The sequence below is a fragment of the Mobilisporobacter senegalensis genome (genome assembly GCF_003752155.1).
Classification (GTDB): Bacteria; Bacillota; Clostridia; order Lachnospirales; family Lachnospiraceae; genus Mobilisporobacter; species Mobilisporobacter senegalensis.
In genome coordinates, this window is the sequence record NZ_RJVG01000002.1 from 391379 (window position 1) to 410766 (window position 19388).

General features: G+C 38.4%; 17 protein-coding genes. All 17 read left to right on the top strand.

Features of this window, described 5'->3' with window-relative positions; all coding sequences use genetic code 11:
* The first annotated feature begins 314 nt into the window (after positions 1 to 314).
* Positions 315 to 1319 (top strand): LacI family DNA-binding transcriptional regulator, encoded by a 1005-nt coding sequence (locus tag EDD66_RS04565; protein WP_123608374.1) that lies wholly within the window; start codon positions 315 to 317, stop codon positions 1317 to 1319.
* 21 nt (positions 1320 to 1340) lie between these two features.
* Positions 1341 to 2741, top strand: coding sequence for an L-fucose/L-arabinose isomerase family protein (locus EDD66_RS04570; protein ID WP_123608375.1), 1401 nt, complete (start codon positions 1341 to 1343; stop codon positions 2739 to 2741).
* A 4-nt stretch (positions 2742 to 2745) separates the two neighbouring features.
* A complete protein-coding gene (locus EDD66_RS04575) occupies positions 2746 to 3603 on the top strand; it encodes a transketolase (RefSeq protein ID WP_279232879.1) in 858 nt (285 codons plus the stop codon).
* Positions 3596 to 4537: a transketolase family protein gene (locus EDD66_RS04580; RefSeq protein ID WP_123608376.1), complete on the top strand. Its 942-nt coding sequence runs from the start codon at positions 3596 to 3598 to the stop codon at positions 4535 to 4537. Before EDD66_RS04575 ends, EDD66_RS04580 begins: the two co-directional genes overlap by 8 nt.
* The gene (gene glpK / locus EDD66_RS04585; protein ID WP_207667753.1) at positions 4527 to 6020 is read left to right on the top strand and encodes a glycerol kinase GlpK; all 1494 of its coding nucleotides are present in this window, start codon (positions 4527 to 4529) and stop codon (positions 6018 to 6020) included. The genes EDD66_RS04580 and glpK overlap by 11 nt, the downstream gene beginning before the upstream one ends.
* An 86-nt stretch (positions 6021 to 6106) precedes the next feature.
* Positions 6107 to 7162, top strand: coding sequence for a D-ribose ABC transporter substrate-binding protein (locus EDD66_RS04590; RefSeq protein ID WP_123608378.1), 1056 nt, complete (start codon positions 6107 to 6109; stop codon positions 7160 to 7162).
* A gap of 216 nt (positions 7163 to 7378) precedes the next feature.
* Entirely contained in the window at positions 7379 to 8020 is a 642-nt protein-coding gene (locus tag EDD66_RS04595; protein ID WP_123608379.1) for a DUF2291 domain-containing protein, read from the top strand.
* 17 nt (positions 8021 to 8037) lie between these two features.
* Complete coding sequence (locus tag EDD66_RS04600; RefSeq protein ID WP_123608380.1) at positions 8038 to 9582, top strand: sugar ABC transporter ATP-binding protein; 1545 nt, start codon at positions 8038 to 8040, stop codon at positions 9580 to 9582.
* Positions 9583 to 9607: 25 nt separating this feature from the next.
* Positions 9608 to 10654, top strand: a complete 1047-nt coding sequence (locus EDD66_RS04605; protein WP_123608381.1) for an ABC transporter permease — start codon at positions 9608 to 9610, stop codon at positions 10652 to 10654.
* Between the two features lie 253 nt (positions 10655 to 10907).
* Positions 10908 to 11309: a D-ribose pyranase gene (gene rbsD / locus EDD66_RS04610; RefSeq protein ID WP_123608382.1), complete on the top strand. Its 402-nt coding sequence runs from the start codon at positions 10908 to 10910 to the stop codon at positions 11307 to 11309.
* Between the two features lie 185 nt (positions 11310 to 11494).
* Complete coding sequence (locus tag EDD66_RS04615) at positions 11495 to 12385, top strand: ribokinase (protein ID WP_123608383.1); 891 nt, start codon at positions 11495 to 11497, stop codon at positions 12383 to 12385.
* A gap of 193 nt (positions 12386 to 12578) precedes the next feature.
* Positions 12579 to 13583 (top strand): LacI family DNA-binding transcriptional regulator, encoded by a 1005-nt coding sequence (locus tag EDD66_RS04620; RefSeq protein ID WP_123608384.1) that lies wholly within the window; start codon positions 12579 to 12581, stop codon positions 13581 to 13583.
* Positions 13584 to 13603: 20 nt separating this feature from the next.
* Positions 13604 to 15610 (top strand): methyl-accepting chemotaxis protein, encoded by a 2007-nt coding sequence (locus tag EDD66_RS04625; protein WP_170164255.1) that lies wholly within the window; start codon positions 13604 to 13606, stop codon positions 15608 to 15610.
* A 229-nt stretch (positions 15611 to 15839) separates the two neighbouring features.
* Entirely contained in the window at positions 15840 to 16316 is a 477-nt protein-coding gene (locus tag EDD66_RS04630; RefSeq protein WP_123608386.1) for an RrF2 family transcriptional regulator, read from the top strand.
* Between the two features lie 50 nt (positions 16317 to 16366).
* Positions 16367 to 17548: a cysteine desulfurase NifS gene (gene nifS / locus EDD66_RS04635; protein WP_123608387.1), complete on the top strand. Its 1182-nt coding sequence runs from the start codon at positions 16367 to 16369 to the stop codon at positions 17546 to 17548.
* 129 nt (positions 17549 to 17677) lie between these two features.
* Positions 17678 to 18121: a Fe-S cluster assembly scaffold protein NifU gene (nifU, locus tag EDD66_RS04640; RefSeq protein WP_123608388.1), complete on the top strand. Its 444-nt coding sequence runs from the start codon at positions 17678 to 17680 to the stop codon at positions 18119 to 18121.
* A gap of 2 nt (positions 18122 to 18123) precedes the next feature.
* Positions 18124 to 19215 carry a tRNA 2-thiouridine(34) synthase MnmA gene (mnmA, locus tag EDD66_RS04645; protein WP_123608389.1) on the top strand — a complete coding sequence of 364 codons (1092 nt, stop codon included), beginning with the start codon at positions 18124 to 18126 and terminating at the stop codon, positions 19213 to 19215.
* Positions 19216 to 19388 lie beyond the last annotated feature (173 nt).

Sequence of the window (19388 nt, forward strand, 5' to 3'; positions counted from 1 at the left end):
GAGAATATTTAAGTTAATAATTCAGGGACCTGTTCCAGTGTGGAGCAGGTCCTTTTTATCGTATTGCCTCCTTGAAATACAACTTTACCTGGGAATAGTTCAATATTGTTTATTAATGTTTTATATAAATGTTTATATAAAATAATAACTAAAAAATATGCAAGTAAATAGATTTGTATTGAAAATATGTAATGTTTGCACAAAAAATAAATTAAAAAACCGTGAAAATATTACAAAAAGCAAATAATATATTATAAAATTATTGAATATTCATATAAAACATTTATAATAAGAATTACAAAAGGAGTGATATTTTGAAACCAAGCATCAGAAAGATAAGTGATATCACCGGATTTTCACCTGCTACCGTTTCCAATGCATTAAACCGTAAAAAAGGTGTAAATAAAGAAACTTCAGAAACGATATTCAGGATTGCCAATGAGATAGGTTATGTAAATGAATTAAAAATATCAAGAATTATGCTGGTAATTTACAAAAGAAATGGTTCGATCATTGATAATTCTCCATTCTTTACGAATTTATTAGACGGTGTAGAGACTGAGTGCAGAGAATTCGGCTATGAAATGACAGTCTGTAATCTGGATAGGCGAAGTGATTCTTATGAAACAAGGCTGGATGAAATTCTAAATGACAGATCTACTGCGATCATAATGTTGGGAACAGAGGCGCAGGATGAAGATTTTGAAAGATTTATGGATGCAAAGTGCCCTATTGTGATTCTGGATAGCTGGAGCACTTCCATGGAATTTAATGGGATATTAATTAATAATTCAGATTCTGCAAGAAATGCAATTGAATATCTGATCGAGAAGGGACATACAGAGATCGGTTATCTAAGAGGAAGATTCCGTATCAAAGCGTTCAGTGCAAGAGCCAATGGCTATGCAAGGGCATTACATAAAAAAGGAATCGGTATCAGGGAAGAATATATTGTCACACTGGATACCACAATGGATGGTGCATATAAGGATATGCTTGCTTTTTTGGAGAAAAAACCACCAATACCTACCGCTTTTTTCGCAGACAACGATATGATAGCACTTGGTGCAATGAAGGCACTGATTGAAAAGGGATACCATGTCCCTGAGGATGTATCTTTAATTGGATTTGATGATTTGTCATCCAGTGAAATCTCGACTCCAAGGTTAACAACCATTCGGGTATTTAAACAGGAAATGGGGCAGATGGCAGTTCGAAGACTTCTTGATGTGATCAGGAACGGAGCAGGTATCAAGTCCAAGACTCAGGTGTGTACGGAGTTCATTGAGAGAGATAGTGTAAAAGATTTAACGAAATAAAATAGATATGGAGGAAATCATATGGATAAGATTAAAATCGGTTTGGCACCTACGAGAAGGAGTATTTTCAGTGCTCCGGATGCAATTAAATACGGAAATCTTACAAGGGACAGGTTAAAAGAACTGGAGATAGACGTTGTTGATATTAATGATATCAATAAAGAAGGTCTGCTCTATAATGAGGAAGACAGAAAAAAGATTGCTGAGAAATTCAAAAAAGAGAAAATAGATGGGCTGTTCTTTCCCCACTGCAATTTTGGAACAGAATATGAAGTTGCAAGATTAGCAAAAGAACTGGATGTACCGGTACTTTTATGGGGGCCAAGAGATGAAAGACCCGATGAATCAGGTGTCCGCTTAAGAGACAGTCAATGTGGATTGTTTGCAACTGGTAAGGTACTTAGAAGATTCAGGGTGCCATTTACTTACATGACGAACTGCAGATTGGGGGATTCTGAATTCGAAAGAGGAATCAGAGATTTTATGGCAGTATGTAATGTTGTGAAAGTTTTTAGAAATACAAGGATATTACAGATATCTACAAGACCTTTTGATTTCTGGTCTACCATGTGTAATGAAGGAGAATTGCTTGAAAAATATAATATTCAGCTATCTCCTGTTCCAATGCCGGAACTTATGGATGAAGTAAAGGCAGCCAAAAAGGAAGGAACTGAAGTTGCAGAAGTAATTACATATATCAAAGAGAATATGAAAGTTGAGATAGATGACAAAGCTTTGGAAAGTGTGGCAGCTATGAAGGTAGCAATGCAGGGAATGGCAGAAAGATATGGCTGCAATGCCATAGCGATCCAGTGTTGGAACTGTCTTCAATCAGAACTGGGAATCATGCCTTGTGCAGCCAATTCTTTGTTGAATGATCTGGGAATTCCAGTTGCGTGTGAAACAGATATACATGGAGCAATCACTTCTATTTTAGTGGAAGCAGCAGGTATGGGGCAGACACGATCCTTTTTCGCTGACTGGACAGTCCGCCATCCGGATAATGAGAATGGAGAACTACTGCAGCATTGTGGCCCTTGGCCGATTTCTATTGCAAAAGAGAAACCAACACTTGGATATCCTTTAGCATTCAAACATCCGGGTGCTGTAGAGGCGGAAGCAAAGCATGGTGACATTACTTTATGTAGATTTGATGGTGACAACGGAGAATATTCACTATTATTAGGCAGGGCAAAAGGCGTTGACGGTCCATACACCAAGGGAACTTATCTTTGGATTGAAGTGGAGAATCTAAAAAGATTGGAAGATAAGCTCGTATGCGGTCCTTACATTCATCATTGTGTTGGAATTCATAAAGATGTTGTACCGGTATTGTATGAAGCATGTAAATATATTAATGTCACACCGGACTTTTATGATCCCATTGAGGAGGAAGTAAAAGCTTACATCAGAGGAGAATAGAGTGATTGAGGATCAAGAAAGAGCAAGGAGGAAAGAAATGGATAATTTAAAGGCAGTGTCGTTTGAACTGAGAAAAGATGTCGTTAATATGATATACAAAGCAAAGACAGGGCATATGGGCGGAGATTTCAGCGTAATGGACATTTTAGTAACTCTTTACTATAAACATATGAACATAACACCAGCGACGGCGAATGATCCAAAAAGAGACCGGTTTATACTTAGCAAGGGACATTCTGTGGAAGCACTTTATAGTGTCCTTGCGGGAAGAGGATTCTTTCCAAAAACTGATCTTGAAACCTATTCCCAGTTTCAATCCAAATATATCGGACATCCAAACAATAAAGTGAATGGGATAGAGATGAATTCAGGTTCTCTTGGGCATGGGTTGTCAGTATCTGTCGGCATGGCCCTTGCAGGTAAAATGGATCAGTCCTCTTACCGGGTATATACTGTGATGGGGGATGGTGAACTTGCAGAAGGTTCCGTATGGGAGGGAGCCATGGCAGCAGGCCATTATAAGCTTGACAATCTGACTGCAGTGGTGGACAGAAATCGTCTGCAAATATCCGGTACGACAGAAGAAGTCATGGCTCAGGATGATCAGGATCAACGATGGAGCAGTTTTGGATGGAATGTAATCCATGCAAAAGGGAATGATATGGATTCTCTGGATCAGGCATTTCAGACGGCAAAAGAAACCAAGGGCAGGCCTACCGTAATCATTGCAGATACAACAAAAGGCTATGGTGTATCTTTTATGGAAAATAAAGCAGGATGGCATCACAGGATACCAAACCAGGAAGAATATGAACAGGCATTGGCAGAATTAGAGCAAAGGAGAGTCGCAGCATATGAATAAAATACCAAATCGCCAGGCAATATGTGATGTATTAGTAGAAAAAGCAAATACGGATAATGATATTGTTGTCCTTTGCAGTGATTCCAGAGGTTCTGCTTCTTTAGCAGACTTTGTGACAGCTCATCCGGATCAATTTATAGAGACTGGAATTGCAGAACAAAACATTGTATCCATTGCCGCAGGTCTTGCAAAATGTGGGAAAAAGCCCTATGTAGCTTCTCCTGCCTGTTTCCTGTCAACAAGAAGTATGGAGCAGGCGAAAGTAGATGTAGCCTATTCTAATACCAATGTAAAATTAATAGGGATCAGCGGCGGGATCAGCTATGGAGCACTTGGTATGACTCACCATTCCTCTACGGATATTGCGACTATGGGATCTATTCCCAATATGAGAGTCTATATCCCAAGCGACCGGTTACAGACAAAAAAGTTATTTAAATGTTTGCTGGAGGATGAAAAACCGGCGTATATCCGGGTGGGACGCAATCCGGTAGAGGATTTATATAAAGAAGAAAATATAGAGTTTGAACTAGATAGGGCGACCCTTGTCCATGAAGGCAATGATCTGACGATTGTAGCGTGCGGTGAACTGGTAAGTGCGGCAAACAATGCGGCTATTGAATTAGAGAAACAGGGAGTATATGCCCGAGTACTTGATATGTACTGCGTGAAACCAATCGATCGTTTGGCAATAGAAAAGGCTGCAAAAGAAACAAAAGGCATTATTACAATAGAAGAACATACCTATATTGGCGGTCTGGGTGCCATGGTAAGCCAGATAGTTGCAAATACTGCCCCTAAGAAAGTCATTAATCTGGCACTGCCGGATTCTCCGGTTGTGACCGGTGTTTCCAAGGAAGTATTTGATTATTACGGCTTAAATAAAGAAGGTATCGTAAAAGCAGCAATGGAGTTGATAAATGATGTCAGATAAATACATATTAGGAATTGACCAAAGTACCTCAGGAACCAAAGCATTGCTTTTTGACGAGGATGGAGGTCTGATTGCCAGAAGTGATCTGCCCCATGACCAGCTTATTTCTGAACAAGGCTGGGTAGAACATAATCCCATACAGATCTATGAAAACACATTAGATGTGGTAAGAGAAGTGGTAAAACAGGCAGGTATTGACAAAAACAATATAGTTGGAGTAGGTATCAGCAACCAGAGAGAAACTGCCATGGTTTGGGAAAGACACACAGGGAACCCGGTATACAATGCCATTGTATGGCAATGTGCCAGAGGAGAAGCGATCTGCAATGAGATTGAAAGAGCAGGCCATAAAGATATAATAAAGAGCCGTACCGGTCTGCACCTGTCCCCATACTTTTCCGGGGCAAAATTAAGCTGGATTCTTAAGAATGTGGATGGAACGAGAGAAGAAGCTGAAAAAGGAGAATTATGCTGCGGGACCATGGACAGCTGGCTTGTATACAAACTAACGGGAGGAGTTTCTTTTAAAACAGATTACTCCAATGCGTCCAGAACCCAGTTGTTTAATATTCTTGAGCTGAAATGGGATGAAGAGATATGTAAGATATTTGAAATCCCGGTAGAAATGCTGCCAGAAGTGTGTGACTCTAATGGTTTTTATGGAGAAACGGATTTTACCGGCTTTCTTGACCATAAAGTACCCATCCGGGGAGTACTTGGTGATTCCCATGGTGCTCTTTTTGGCCAGGGCTGCCTGAAAAAAGGAATGATAAAGGCAACTTATGGCACTGGTTCCTCCATTATGATGAATATAGGGAAAGAGCCGGTGTTCAGTCAGAAAGGTATTGTTACTTCTCTTGCCTATAGTATGAATGGAGAAGTGAATTACGTATTAGAAGGCAATATTAATTATACAGGTGCGGTCATTAAATGGCTGATAGAAAATGTAGGGCTGATCCAATCGGCCAGGGAAAGTGAAGAACTGGCTAAAGCAGCCAAAAAAGAGGATAAAACTTATCTGGTTCCTGGATTTACAGGTCTTGGAGCACCGTACTGGGACAGCAATGCAACAGCACATATTAGCGGAATGACAAGAACAACGGGAAAAGCAGAAATTGTGAAAGCGGCAGTAGAGAGCATTGCTTATCAGATTGGAGATATTGTAAAGATCATGAGTGAAGAATCCGGTGTTACAATCCGTGAATTAAGAGTAGACGGGGGACCGACCAGAAATGAGTATTTAATGCAGTTTCAAAGTGATCTTCTTGGAATTGGAGTACAGGTACCGGACGTTGAAGAATTATCAGGGATTGGAGCAGCTTATCTTGCAGGTATCACCTTAGGAATTTATGAAGAAGAAAAATTGTTTGCAAGAATGGAGAGAAAAAGTTTTAATCCTGTAATGAATAAAAGGATAAGAGAAATCCGTTATCAGGGCTGGAAAGACGCAGTCTTATGTGCCCTGAGCAGACCAGGGATGTAGCAGCCGTTCTCTCCGGTTCTAAAAGCAGGAGAGTTACAGCTGATAGCCATCAATAAAACTATATAATAAATTAGGAGGATGAAGTAATGAAAAAATTCAAAAAGTTAATGGCAGGTTTTATGGTAGCAGCATTAATGGGCACCATGCTTGTAGGCTGTGGGAGTAAAGGAGCAGACAAGGCAGAAGAACCTGCAGCAACTGAGTCAACGGAAGAAACTACTGATAATGCAGAAGCAGAAACTCCAGCAGAAGAACCAACAGCTGCACTGACCGGAGGGGGAACGAATCTGATCTATATCATCACCCCTTCCCATTCCAATCCTTTCTTTAAGACAGAAGCAGAAGCGGCAGCTGCAAAGGCACAGGAATTGGGATATGAAGTAAAAACAGTATCTCATGATGACGATCCTACAAAACAGGCAGAATTATTTGATACTGCCATTTCAGAAAAAGCAGCAGCGATCATTTGTGATAACGCAGGTTCTGACGCGACAGTTGCAGCAGTGCAAAAGGCAAGGGATAATAATATTCCTACATTTTTAATTGACAGAGAGATCAATGAATCAGGAATTGCAATTTCTCAGATCGTTGCAAATAACTACCAGGGTGCAAAGGCAGTTGCGGAAGTTTTTGTTGAAGCCATGGGTGAGGCAGGAAAATATGCAGAATTACTTGGAAAAGAATCAGATACCAATGCCGGAGTCAGATCAAGTGCATTCCATGAAGTAATCGATCAGTATCCGGATATGGAACTGGTAGCCACTCAGACAGCCAATTGGGAACAGGCGGAAGCATATACAAAGATGGAAACGATTATCCAGTCTAATCCAGATATTAAAGGTGTCATCTGTGGTAATGATACAATGGCTATGGGAGCAGCAGCTGCAATTAAAGCGGCCGGATTAAAAGATATTGCAATTATTGGTGTAGATGGCAGTGATGATGTAAGAGATGAAATTAAAGCTGGAAATATTACTGCAACAGCTCTTCAACAGGCTGCATTAATTGCAGAGATGGCGGTGCAGCAGGCAGATGATTATTTGAAGAATGGTACAACAGGGCTGGATGAAAAGCAGCTTGTTGACTGTGTGGTAATTACAAAAGAGAATGCAGACCAGTTATCAGCATTCAGATATAAATAATCGTAGTAGATAAAATTTAGACAAGTAATTGGTATATATATCAGCTTGTGGGTATACTGGGGTAAGGTACGGTTAAGGTATATTGAATCGTACCTTATCTGATGAAAATTCTGATAAACATCCTATTAATTTATTAAAATCGGCAATTAATTGTGGAGCATCTTGCCGTTATGAGAATCCACGATCAAATATATAAAACGGAGAAATGGGGAAAATATGCGAAAAAGAATATTATTATTATCCATGGCAGTCATCCTGTCAATGTCAGTTATGACAGGCTGTATGAAAATCGTAAAGATTGGAGAAGAAGGAAAATTAACCGGAGAAGTTGAATTTAATGCCGGTGATAATGTTGCAGAAATATGGGATTCGGTTGCTTTATCGGAATTAACGGAAAAAGCGGTGGACTTATCAGCTTTTTTAGCAGAATCCAATGGAGATTTAAAATCACTTGCGGACCAATATGGCAAATATTCCATGGGAAGTTCCGGTGAACTGAACTATACGGTAAAAGGAGCCGGGACCGTGAAAGAGGTAAATACAGAGAAAAAAGCAGGGTATGTGGAAGTGACATTAGACAGCTACACAGGGGAAGCGGTAATCCGCCTGCAGATCGGACCGGTATTTAAAGGCTCGGCAGTAAGGGATTCTTTAGATATCATCAAATTTGAAGATTATAAGAATCAGGTTGACTATGCGGCAGTTTCACAAAGTATTCACGATATTATCAAAACATCAATTATCGAGCAGATGGATCTAACCACTTTGGAAGGAAAACATATTGAATTTACAGGGTGTTTCACAGCGGATAAAGATGATCTGTTACTAATTACTCCGGTTACTTTGACTGTCAAATAAAAGAGGGGGCATTGACAATGACTGATAAAGAAAAAGAAAACAAAGAGGTCTGTCTGCATGCAGAATGCATTGATAAGATTTACCCTGGAACAAAAGCACTGGATAACGTATCCTTCGATGTGTTAAAAGGCAAAGTAAATGTGCTAATTGGAGAAAATGGTGCAGGTAAATCTACTTTGATGAAGATCATAGCCGGGATTGAACAGCCTTCCTCCGGAACTATTTCAATGGATGGGAAGGAAGTTTTTCTAAGAGATACAACGGAAGCAAGAAAACATGGAATAGGCATTATACATCAGGAATTAAGTTTATTTCCAAATCTTAATGTGTACCAGAATATCTTTATGGCAAGAGAGAAGACAAAAGGAAAGGTGACCCTGGATAATAAGACCCATATTGATCTGACCAATAAAATCCTGGAAAAATTGGAATTTCCATTGGATACTGGTACCTTGATCGGGGATTTAAGAGTAGGTCAGCAGCAGATGATTGAAATTGCCAGAAATCTGATTCAGGATGATCTTAAAATACTGATCATGGATGAGCCGACTTCTTCCCTTAGCCAGCAGGAAGTAGAGGTTTTATTTAAATTAATGAGAGAATTGACTGCCTCGGGAATCTCCATTGTTTATATTTCTCACAGATTAGAAGAAATTATGAAAATTGGTGACCATGTTACGATTCTAAGAGACGGCAGATATGTGGCAGAAGCTGATGTAAAGGATATAGATGTACCCTGGATCGTTCAGAAAATGGTTGGAGAAGGTAAATCATACCCAAGGAGAGAAAGAAATATTGACTGGGATAAATGTGAGACAGTTCTTCAGGTTAATAATCTATCCCTGCCAAAGAGCGGGGGCGGATTTTTGCTTGACAACGTGAGCTTTGAATTGAAAAAAGGCGAGATACTGGGAATCTATGGTCTTATGGGTGCCGGAAGAACAGAGATCTTTGAATGTATTATGGGACTTCGTCCGGAACATACGGGAACAATTATGCTGGAAGGTGAGACTTTATCGGTAAAGAGCATATCAGAACAGATTGATAAAGGATTTGCCATTGTACCTGAGGATAGACAGCAGGAGGGAATCGTCCAGACGATGAATATTGCCAAGAATATATCTTTGTCAAGTCTGAAGAATTATGGGAAAAGGTTATTCCTTGATTCTAAAAAAGAAAATCAGGCAATCGATGAGGAGATTAAAGATATACATATAAAAGTGGCAAATAAGAACCTGCCGATTCTTTCTCTGTCAGGTGGAAACCAGCAGAAAGTAGTCATCGGGAAAGGGATTCTCACAAACCCTAGAATACTGCTTCTTGATGAGCCAAGCAGAGGAATCGATATTGGAGCAAAGACAGAGGTATTTGATATTATAAACCAATATGCGGAAAGAGGTCTATCTATTATCGTTATTTCATCAGAGTTAAAGGAAATCATAGCAATTGCAGACCGGATCATGGTCCTGTCCAATGGAATCAAAACAGGTGAATTGACCGGTGATGAGATAAAAGAAGAGCATTTAGTTTTAGCCTCTTATAAAGGTCATCATGGACATTGATGAGAAAGAAAAGGAGACAGATTGTATGAATAATTCAAAGCAAAAAAATAATAGTGCTATCATAATGACTCTCTTAAAAGGAAGAACATTAATCGTATTAGGTATTTTGGTAGTATTCTTTAGTATAGCAACTCCGACTTTTTTAACTACAAGCAGTTTATTGCTCATCGCTAAGCATGTAGCTTTATATGGTATTCTTGGAATCGGGATGACTTATGTTATTATTACCGGAGGTATTGATCTTTCCGTAGGTGCAATCGTCGGCTTGGGCGGTATGATCGCCGGTGGATTGATCAATGAAGGCCTTACCCTGAAAATGTTTGGGGTCACGGTGTATTTCAGTGTGCCTGCAATTGTAATCATTACTATGATCTGTGGTGCCCTCATTGGTATTCTTAATGGTCTGGTAATCACAAAATTTAATGTAGCACCTTTTATTGCTACTCTGGGTATGATGTATGTGGCAAGAGGTTTTGCGATGCTTCGATCCAACGGGGCAACTTTTTCTAACCTTACAGGTAAAGAAGGACTTGGTAATACCGGGTTTGAATTTTTTGGAAGAAATATTGGGGGAATTCCCGTAGGTGCAATCATACTGCTGATTATTGCAGTAATTGCAGCAATTCTTTTAAAGAAGACTTCATTTGGATGGCATATCCTTGCCATTGGCGGGAATGAAAAGGCCGCTAAATTATCCGGTGTAAAAGTAAATAAAGTTAAAATATTAGTATATATGTTCTCCGGAATCTGTGCCGCAATCGTAGGAATCATCACTGCTTCCCAATTAGTGGCTGCCCATCCTGCTTCCGGCGAATCCTGGGAGATGAATGCAATTGCCGCAACCGTACTTGGAGGAACCTCCATGTCAGGGGGCGTGGGAACCATTGGAGGAACGATTATAGGTGCCTTTGTAATCGGTGTGATCAATGATGGTCTGGTAATGTGCGGAGTATCTGAATTCTGGCAGATGGTGATTAAAGGTCTGGTAATCGTATTTGCAGTAGTAATTGACCAGTTCCAACGTAATTTACAGGCTAAGATGGCGTTACAGTCCCGTAACGAAAATTCATAATTATCCAGATAATTAGGTAATTGAGAAACTCTTTTCTGGGGTTTATTGATGTTCCCGTATTCTTAGGCTGTCTACTACAGTTTGATGAAATTGTTTGACTTATCCATACACTGAAGTTTCGCATTTCAGTGTATGTAACGTACAAACAATTTCATCAAACAGTAACGACAGACAAAGAACACGTTGGAACAATCATAAACACAGAATAGAGTTTCAAAATCAGCTGATCATATATTTTGAGAGGAGAAAAAGGATGAAAAAACGTGGGATATTAAATGCTCAATTAGCCGGATATATTGCTGCACTGGGTCATGGAGATACTTTTGTGATCGGAGATGCGGGACTTCCCATTCCTGCAGGAATACCTATTGTTGATCTCGCCTTGTGTGGAGGAGTACCAAGCTTTGAACAGGTATTGACTGCTGTTCTTAACGAGACAGAAACAGAATACTATTGCCTTGCCCAAGAAATTGTAACAAAAAATGAAAGATTACTGGAGTTCATTCAGGAGTCATTACCGGAAGTGGAATATGAAATGATACCTCATTTGGAGTTTAAAGAGGCAACAAAGAATGTAAAATTCGCAATCCGTACGGGAGAATTCACACCATTTCCTAATATTATTCTACGGGCAGGGGTATCATTTCCTATATAATAAGGCAGGTAATTGCGAAACTCTAAAATTATATTTATTTGTGAAACAATTAATACAATTCCGGAGCGGAAGCTAAGCGGAAGGAGCGTTGGAGCGGAGGAATTTGTATTCATTGCTTCATAAATTTAGAAAACTTAATAGTTTCGCAAATGCCTAATAATAAGGTGGTAAAGGGAGGAAAAATGATGAAGATATTAAACATTGGATCATTGAACTATGATTACGTCTATTCTGTAAAACATATTGTGAAGCCGGGAGAGACTGCTTCCTCTCTTAAAATGGAGACCTTTTGCGGCGGAAAGGGACTAAACCAGTCAGTTGCGTTAGCAAGGGCAGGTGCATCTGTTTATCATGCAGGATTCATCGGTGAGGATGGAGAACTTCTGTTAGATACCTGTAAGAAGAATCAGATAGAAGTGAGCCACATTAAAAAAATCCAGGGAAGAAGCGGTCATACAATCATTCAGGTGGATAATGAGGGACAGAACTGCATTCTTCTCTATGGTGGAAGCAATAGATTCTTAACTTCCCAATATGTGGATGAGGTATTAGATTCTTTTGATCCGGGAGACTGGATATTGCTTCAGAATGAAGTGAACCTGCTTAGTTATATTATTGACAGGGCTTATGAAAAAGGAATGAACATAGCGTTGAATCCATCTCCTTTTGATGAGGCAGTGAGAGAATGTGATCTATCCAAAATTACTTTGTTCTTACTCAATGAAATTGAAGGAGAGCAGATAACCGGCTTATCCAATGAGCAGGAAATTCTGGATGCCATGATAGAGCAATATCCTAAGGCAAGGATTGTCCTTACCCTTGGATCAAAAGGAGTCGTCTACCGGGATAAAGAAAAGGAATGTTCTCATGGAATATACCGGGTGAGAGCAGTGGATACAACAGCGGCGGGAGATACCTTTACCGGATATTTCTTAAATTCTCTTCTAAATGATCTGCCTGTTGAAGAGGCACTGAAACTCTCTTCCAAAGCGTCTGCAATCGCAGTATCAAGACCAGGAGCCACGGTATCCATTCCATATAGGAAAGAAGTAGAAGAATATCAATTCGATTATTAAGAAAGGAAGATAAAAATATTAGTAATTCCTTTTAACATTAACAAGAAATATGTAAATATAAAGATTTTTATGGTTTAGGCTGGCTTATAAATAAATTGTAAATTAAGGAATGATATGTTAATATTTTTCAAGAGATATTAGGTCCCTTTTTGGGGATAAAGTACGAAAAATATTGATACAAGGAGGAACTGCTTTGAAGCCAAGTATTAGAAAAATAAGTGATATCACGGGTTTTTCACCTGCTACGATCTCCAATGCTTTAAACCATAAAAAAGGTGTGAATAAAGAAACTGCGGAAGAGATTTTTAAGGTTGCCAATGAAATCGGTTACGTAAATGAATCTAAGATATTAAGAATTATGTTAGTTATTTATAAGAGAAATGGTTCTATTATTGATAATTCTCCATTCTTCACTAATTTACTGGAAGGTGTGGAATCGGAATGCAGGGAATCTGGTTATGAAATGACAATATGCAATTTAGATAGACGCAGTGATTCTTATGAAACAAGATTGGAAGAAATCTTAAATGACAGATCGACTGCCGTTATTATGTTAGGAACAGAAGCACAGGATGAAGATTTTGAAAGATTTAAGGATGCAAAATGCCCAATTGTGATTCTGGACAGCTGGAGTTCCTCAATGGATTTCAACGGAGTACTGATCAATAATTCAGATTCTGCCAAAAATGCGGTTCAATATTTAATTAGCAAGGGACACAAAGAAATTGGATATTTAAGGGGAAGATTCAGGATCAAAGCTTTTAGTGCAAGATACAATGGATATATAAGAGCTTTGCAAAAAAATAATATCAGACTCAGGGAACAATATATTGTAACACTGGGGACAACAATGGATGGTGCTTATCGGGATATGATTGAATATCTGGAGAATAAGCCGTTGCTGCCTACTGCATTTTTTGCAGATAATGATATGATTGCATTGGGCGCCATGAAAGCCCTTATTGAAAAAGGATATCGTGTTCCGGAGGATGTATCTCTCATTGGATTTGATGATCTGGCATCCTGTGAGATATCAACCCCAAGATTATCTACAATTAAGGTGTTCAAACAGGAGATGGGACAGCTGGCAGTTCGAAGACTTCTTGACGTGATCAGAAATGAAACTGGTATTAAGACAAAGACACAGGTTTGTACTGAGTTTATAGAAAGAGATAGTGTAAAAGATCTATCCACGTAAACAACAAAAGAGGGATGAATATGAATATAAATTTATCAAAAAGGATTGGTGGTATAGTAGGAATTATTATAATCATTGTTTCTCTGGGAATAGGGTCACTGGCTATTACTTATAGCAGAAGTGCCTTTATAAAAAGTGAGAAAGAGAGCATGATGGAACTTGCTGATGAAGGAGGAAAACGTGTAAGTAATATTTTTAAGATGCGTCTGCAAGTGCTATATGAAGTCTCAAAAAGAGAATCAATGGGTGATATGAAATGGATGACTCAAAGGCAGTCTCTTGCATTGCAGGTTGACAGGCTAGGTTTCGAAGATATGGCTGTAGTTTTGCCGGATGGTACAGCCCGGTATATTAAAACTGGTGACACCCTGCAGTTAGGTGACAGGGATTATGTTAAAAAGGCACTTGAAGGAGAAGCAAATGTATCGGATGTAATCATAAGCAGGGTCACTAATACTCCTGTAATCATGTATGCGTCCCCTATTGAAGCATTTGGCGAAGTTGTAGGAGTTCTAACAGGAAGAACCCCGGTGACAGACTTAAACGATATTACAGATCAGATGGGTATTGGTGAAACAGGCTATGCTTTTATTATAAATGAAGAAGGAACCATAGTGGCCCATCCGGACCAGGAATTAGTTCTGAATCAGGTCAATGTGTTTCAGCAGATTGAATCAGATGGAGAATTAAAAAACTTTGGACTTGCTTTAAAGGAATTAGGGAAAGGCCAGAGTGGAATTTTAAATTATACATATAATAATGAAGAACGGATTACCGCCATGGTACCAATACCGGATACATCACTGATACTCGGCATTGGCAATTATGAAAGTGATATTTTATCCACAATGAATTCTCTTCAAAATTATATAGTAATGGCTACAGCATTACTGCTTTTGCTGGGTATCATTGCAGGAAGCGGAGCGGGGATGTTTATATCCAGACCTATTATAGTTCTCCTCTCTTCTATTGAAAGAATGTCCAGGTATGAATTTATATATGAGGCAGATAAGAAGAACCATAAAATAATGAAGAGAAAAGATGAGATCGGTAAAATGGGAAAAGCCCTTACCACGATGAAAGAAAATATTGGAAACCTTGTAAAAATTGTTGCAGAAGATGCAAAAGAGCTTGCAGCGGCTTCTGTGGAATTAACTTCCACAACGAAACAGTCTGTAATCGCTGCCAATGAGGTGGCAAGGACGATTGAAGAAATATCCCAGAGTGCTATGGAGCAGGCAAAAGAGACGGAATCAGGAACGAATAATATTCAGATCTTAAGTGGTGAGATTGAAATCATAAAAACGTATATTGATAAATTAAATATATCAATCGATGGGGTAGATGAGCTTAAGAACAAAGGATTAAAAGTAGTAAAGGATTTAAGCAGAAAAAATGAAACATCCGGTAACGCATCAAGAGAAATCCGCAATGTAATCATTGAGGCAAATCAAAGTGCAGGACGAATTGAAGCGGCCAGTAACATGATCAAGAGTATAGCGGAACAGACGAATCTGCTTTCTCTTAATGCAGCCATTGAAGCGGCCAGAGCAGGGAATGCAGGAAAAGGATTTGCTGTTGTGGCGGATGAGATCAGAAAACTTGCAGAGCAGTCAAATCAATTTACCAGTGAAATTGATCTTGTGATACAGGAACTTACTGAAAAAACAGGATCTTCAGTAAAAGCGATTGAAGAAGTGGGGGTCATTATGGAATCCCAAACAGTCAGCGTAAATAATACTATGGAGAAATTTGAAGGTATTAGTAATGCAATCGATGAAATACAAAATATTATCAAAAACCTTAATGATGCAAGTTTTGTTATGGAAGGAAAGAAGGAAGAGATGATTTCAACAATCGAGAATCTTTCGGCTATTTCAGAAGAAAATGCGGCAGGAACCCAGGAGGTTTCTGCTACGGTAGAAGAGCAGACAGCATCTTTAGATGAGATTGCCGGTGCAAGTGATTCATTAGCCATATTGGCAGAAAACCTCCAATTTGAAATAGGAAAATTCAAAATTTATTAAAGTAATAGAAAACAAACAGGGAGCTGTGATGGAACAGCTCCTTTTCATGTACTATAATAATACAGGAACAGTGCCAAATATTTAGTGGACATATAGCTTCATAAAGCCTGTCTATTACGTGAAAAAGAACAATTTAAAATATTGACAATATAATATCTTAATGATAATATTATTCATAATACCAACTAAAACACTCGGAATTAAAATAGTAGGGTAAAGAGGTGATTTAATGAAACTTTCTACAAAGGGCAGATATGGATTGAAAGCAGTTATTGATATTGCAGTGAATTGTGAGACAGAAGCAGTTGCTTTAAGCAGCATTGCCATAAGACAGGATATTTCCATAAGCTATCTTGAACAATTAATCGCAAAACTTAAAAAAGCTGGAATTGTAAATAGTACAAGGGGAGCCCAGGGTGGTTATACTCTTGCAAAGAAACCAGAGCAGATTTCTGTAGGAGATATCCTTAGAGCGTTAGAAGGCGACTTAAATCCGGTAGATTGCGCAGAGGTTACTGGGGGAGAATCTACTTGCAGTGGTTCTGAGATGTGTGTTACCAAGTATGTGTGGAAACGAATCAGTGACAGCATCAATAATGTAGTTGATGAAATTATGCTTTCTGAGCTTGTGGAAGAAAGCCTGCAAGTGCGGGAAAGTCAGTTAAAAGATCTCAAAGAGAGAGATAAACATACCTGTCATCAATGAGTTGTGAATTGGATTCAGGTAATGAATGTATAATAATAGGAGATGACATAATGGAGAGAAAGATATATCTAGATAATGCTGCAACAACACCTACAAGACCAGAGGTAGTTGAAGCCATGCTGCCATATTTTACTGAAAAATTTGGAAATCCATCCAGTATCTATGAATTTGCTTCTCAGAACAAAACAGTTGTTGATAAAGCAAGAGAAGTGATTGCAAATTCATTAAATGCAAAGACTGAGGAGATTTATTTTACTGCAGGTGGAACCGAATCAGATAACTGGGCATTGATTGCAACAGTAGAAGCCTATAAGAATAAAGGAAATCATATTATTACTTCTAAGATAGAACATCATGCAATTCTTCATACCTGCGAATATTTGGAACAACATGGCTGTGAAGTCACTTATGTCAATGTTGATGAGAATGGCGTAATAAAACTAGATGAACTTCAGGCAGCAATCCGTCCAAATACAATTCTCATTTCTGTTATGTTTGCCAATAATGAAATTGGTACAATCCAACCAATAAAGGAGATTGGAGAAATTGCCAAGAAACATGGGGTGTTATTCCATACTGATGCGGTGCAGGCCTATGCACATATTGAAATTGATGTGAATGACCTAAATATTGACATGCTTAGTGCCAGTGGACATAAGTTAAATGGCCCAAAAGGAATTGGTTTCCTATATATTAAAAAAGGCCTTAAACTCAGATCATTTATCCATGGCGGTGCTCAGGAAAGAAGCCGTAGAGCCGGAACGGAGAATGTGCCAGGTGTTGTAGGTTTTGGTAAAGCTGTAGAGATGGCTATGAAAACAATCAATGAAAGAAGAGAGAAAGAGCTTTACTTAAGAGAACTTTTAATCAATCGAATTCTGAATGAAGTTCCATATGTGCGTTTAAATGGTCATAGAACCAAAAGATTATCCAATAATGTAAATTTTAGTTTTCAATTTATAGAAGGGGAATCTTTGCTTATTATGTTAGATATGCAAAATATTTGTGCCTCAAGTGGTTCTGCATGTACTTCGGGTTCCCTTGATCCATCCCATGTTTTATTAGCAATCGGATTACCTCATGAGATTGCTCATGGTTCATTAAGATTAACACTGAGTGAAGATATTACAGAAGATGAGATAAAATATGTCATTGAGAAAATCAAAGAGATTGTAGATAAATTACGCTCAATGTCACCATTATATGAAGATTTTATGAGAGAACGTGGTTGAGAGATATCTTTTAACCTTAATTTAAGAAAATAAAAATACTTGCACACAAGGGCATGTTCCTTAGAGCATGTTTGCAAAATTGATAAATAAAAATTCAGAATATCAGGATTTTTAATTAGGAGGAAAATTATGTACAGCGAAAAAGTAATGGATCACTTTTCAAACCCAAGAAATGTAGGTGAAATTGAGAATGCCAGCGGGGTTGGAACAGTAGGTAACGCAAAATGTGGAGATATCATGAGAATGTATCTTGATATAGATGACAGTGGTGTGATTAAAGACTGTAAATTCAAAACCTTTGGATGTGGTGCAGCTGTGGCTACCAGCAGTATGGCTACTGAATTAGTAATGGGCAAGACTGTAGAAGAAGCTTTAAAGATTACCAATAAAGCAGTTATGGAAGCATTAGATGGCCTGCCACCAGCTAAAATCCATTGTTCTTTACTTGCAGAAGAAGCAATTCATTCTGCACTTTGGGACTATGCAGAAAAGAATGGAATGAAAATCGAAGGTTTAACAAAACCAAAGTCAGATATTCATGATGGTGAAGAAGATACCAAAGAGGAATATTAATCATGGATAAGAAAAAAGTGGTAATTGGCATGTCAGGAGGAGTGGATTCATCTGTTGCTGCATATTTGCTTAAGAAAGCAGGATATGATGTAGTTGGTGTTACGATGCAGATTTGGCAGGATGAAGATTCTTGCACCATAGAGTCGAATGGTGGCTGCTGTGGTTTAAGTGCCGTTGATGATGCCAGGAGGGTGGCCAGTGATCTTGAGATTCCTTATTATGTAATGAATTTTAAGAATGAATTCAAAGATAATGTGATGGATTATTTTGTACAGGAATATCTTGCAGGTAGAACTCCCAATCCATGTATTGCATGTAATCGCTATGTAAAATGGGAATCCCTTCTTAAAAGATCCCTGGATATTGGTGCAGATTATATTGCAACTGGCCATTATGCAAGAGTCGTAAAGCTGGATAATGGAAGATTTACCCTCATGAAATCAGCAACCGCTGCAAAGGATCAGACCTATGCCTTATATAATCTGACCCAGTTTCAATTAGAGCATACTCTAATGCCGGTAGGGGAATACACCAAGGACCAGATTCGTAAAATAGCAGAAGAAATTAATCTGAAAGTTGCAAATAAACCCGACAGTCAGGAAATCTGTTTTATCCCAGATAATAATTATGCCAGATTCATTGAAGAGAACACTGATTCAATTATTGAAGAAGGTAATTTTGTCACATCGGATGGAGAAATTCTGGGACAACATAAAGGTATTACACACTACACTGTGGGTCAAAGAAAAGGGTTAAATTTAGCGCTGGGATATCCTGTATTTGTACTGGAGATAAGGCCGGAAACCAATGAAGTCGTGATTGGTGATTCCAATCAGGTATTTAATGAAAAACTATATGCAGACAATCTAAACTTTATGTCTATACCCGATCTTGATGATGAGATGATTGTAGATGCTAAAATTCGATATAGTCATAAAGGTGCTAAATGTACTATTCGAAAAATTGATAAAGATTTGATTGAATGTATATTTGAAGAACCACAACGGGCTATTACCCCGGGACAGGCAGTGGTATTCTATGATGGAGATTATGTAGTTGGTGGAGGAACCATTACGAATAAATCACCAAAATAATTAATATTATTTAAAATATTTAAAGCATTATTTTGCATCAGGTAAGATAGTGCTTTTTTCTTATTACTTATTATAGTATAATTATAATTGATTGTATTTTTAGCAGCAAAAGATTAAGAATAATAAATAGAGTCAGAATTCGTATTAATTATTTCATAAATTTAGAAAACTTA

Bases quoted from the DNA above. Each gene is read 5' to 3' on its own strand.
- EDD66_RS04570 (WP_123608375.1), top strand. From the start codon at position 1,341: ATGGATAAGATTAAAATCGGTTTGGCACCTACGAGAAGGAGTATTTTC.
- EDD66_RS04580 (WP_123608376.1), top strand. From the start codon at position 3,596: ATGAATAAAATACCAAATCGCCAGGCAATATGTGATGTATTAGTAGAA.
- glpK (WP_207667753.1), top strand. From the start codon at position 4,527: ATGTCAGATAAATACATATTAGGAATTGACCAAAGTACCTCAGGAACC.
- EDD66_RS04590 (WP_123608378.1), top strand. From the start codon at position 6,107: ATGAAAAAATTCAAAAAGTTAATGGCAGGTTTTATGGTAGCAGCATTA.
- EDD66_RS04595 (WP_123608379.1), top strand. From the start codon at position 7,379: ATGCGAAAAAGAATATTATTATTATCCATGGCAGTCATCCTGTCAATG.
- EDD66_RS04600 (WP_123608380.1), top strand. From the start codon at position 8,038: ATGACTGATAAAGAAAAAGAAAACAAAGAGGTCTGTCTGCATGCAGAA.
- EDD66_RS04605 (WP_123608381.1), top strand. From the start codon at position 9,608: ATGAATAATTCAAAGCAAAAAAATAATAGTGCTATCATAATGACTCTC.
- rbsD (WP_123608382.1), top strand. From the start codon at position 10,908: ATGAAAAAACGTGGGATATTAAATGCTCAATTAGCCGGATATATTGCT.
- EDD66_RS04615 (WP_123608383.1), top strand. From the start codon at position 11,495: ATGAAGATATTAAACATTGGATCATTGAACTATGATTACGTCTATTCT.
- EDD66_RS04625 (WP_170164255.1), top strand. From the start codon at position 13,604: ATGAATATAAATTTATCAAAAAGGATTGGTGGTATAGTAGGAATTATT.
- EDD66_RS04630 (WP_123608386.1), top strand. From the start codon at position 15,840: ATGAAACTTTCTACAAAGGGCAGATATGGATTGAAAGCAGTTATTGAT.
- nifS (WP_123608387.1), top strand. From the start codon at position 16,367: ATGGAGAGAAAGATATATCTAGATAATGCTGCAACAACACCTACAAGA.
- nifU (WP_123608388.1), top strand. From the start codon at position 17,678: ATGTACAGCGAAAAAGTAATGGATCACTTTTCAAACCCAAGAAATGTA.
- mnmA (WP_123608389.1), top strand. From the start codon at position 18,124: ATGGATAAGAAAAAAGTGGTAATTGGCATGTCAGGAGGAGTGGATTCA.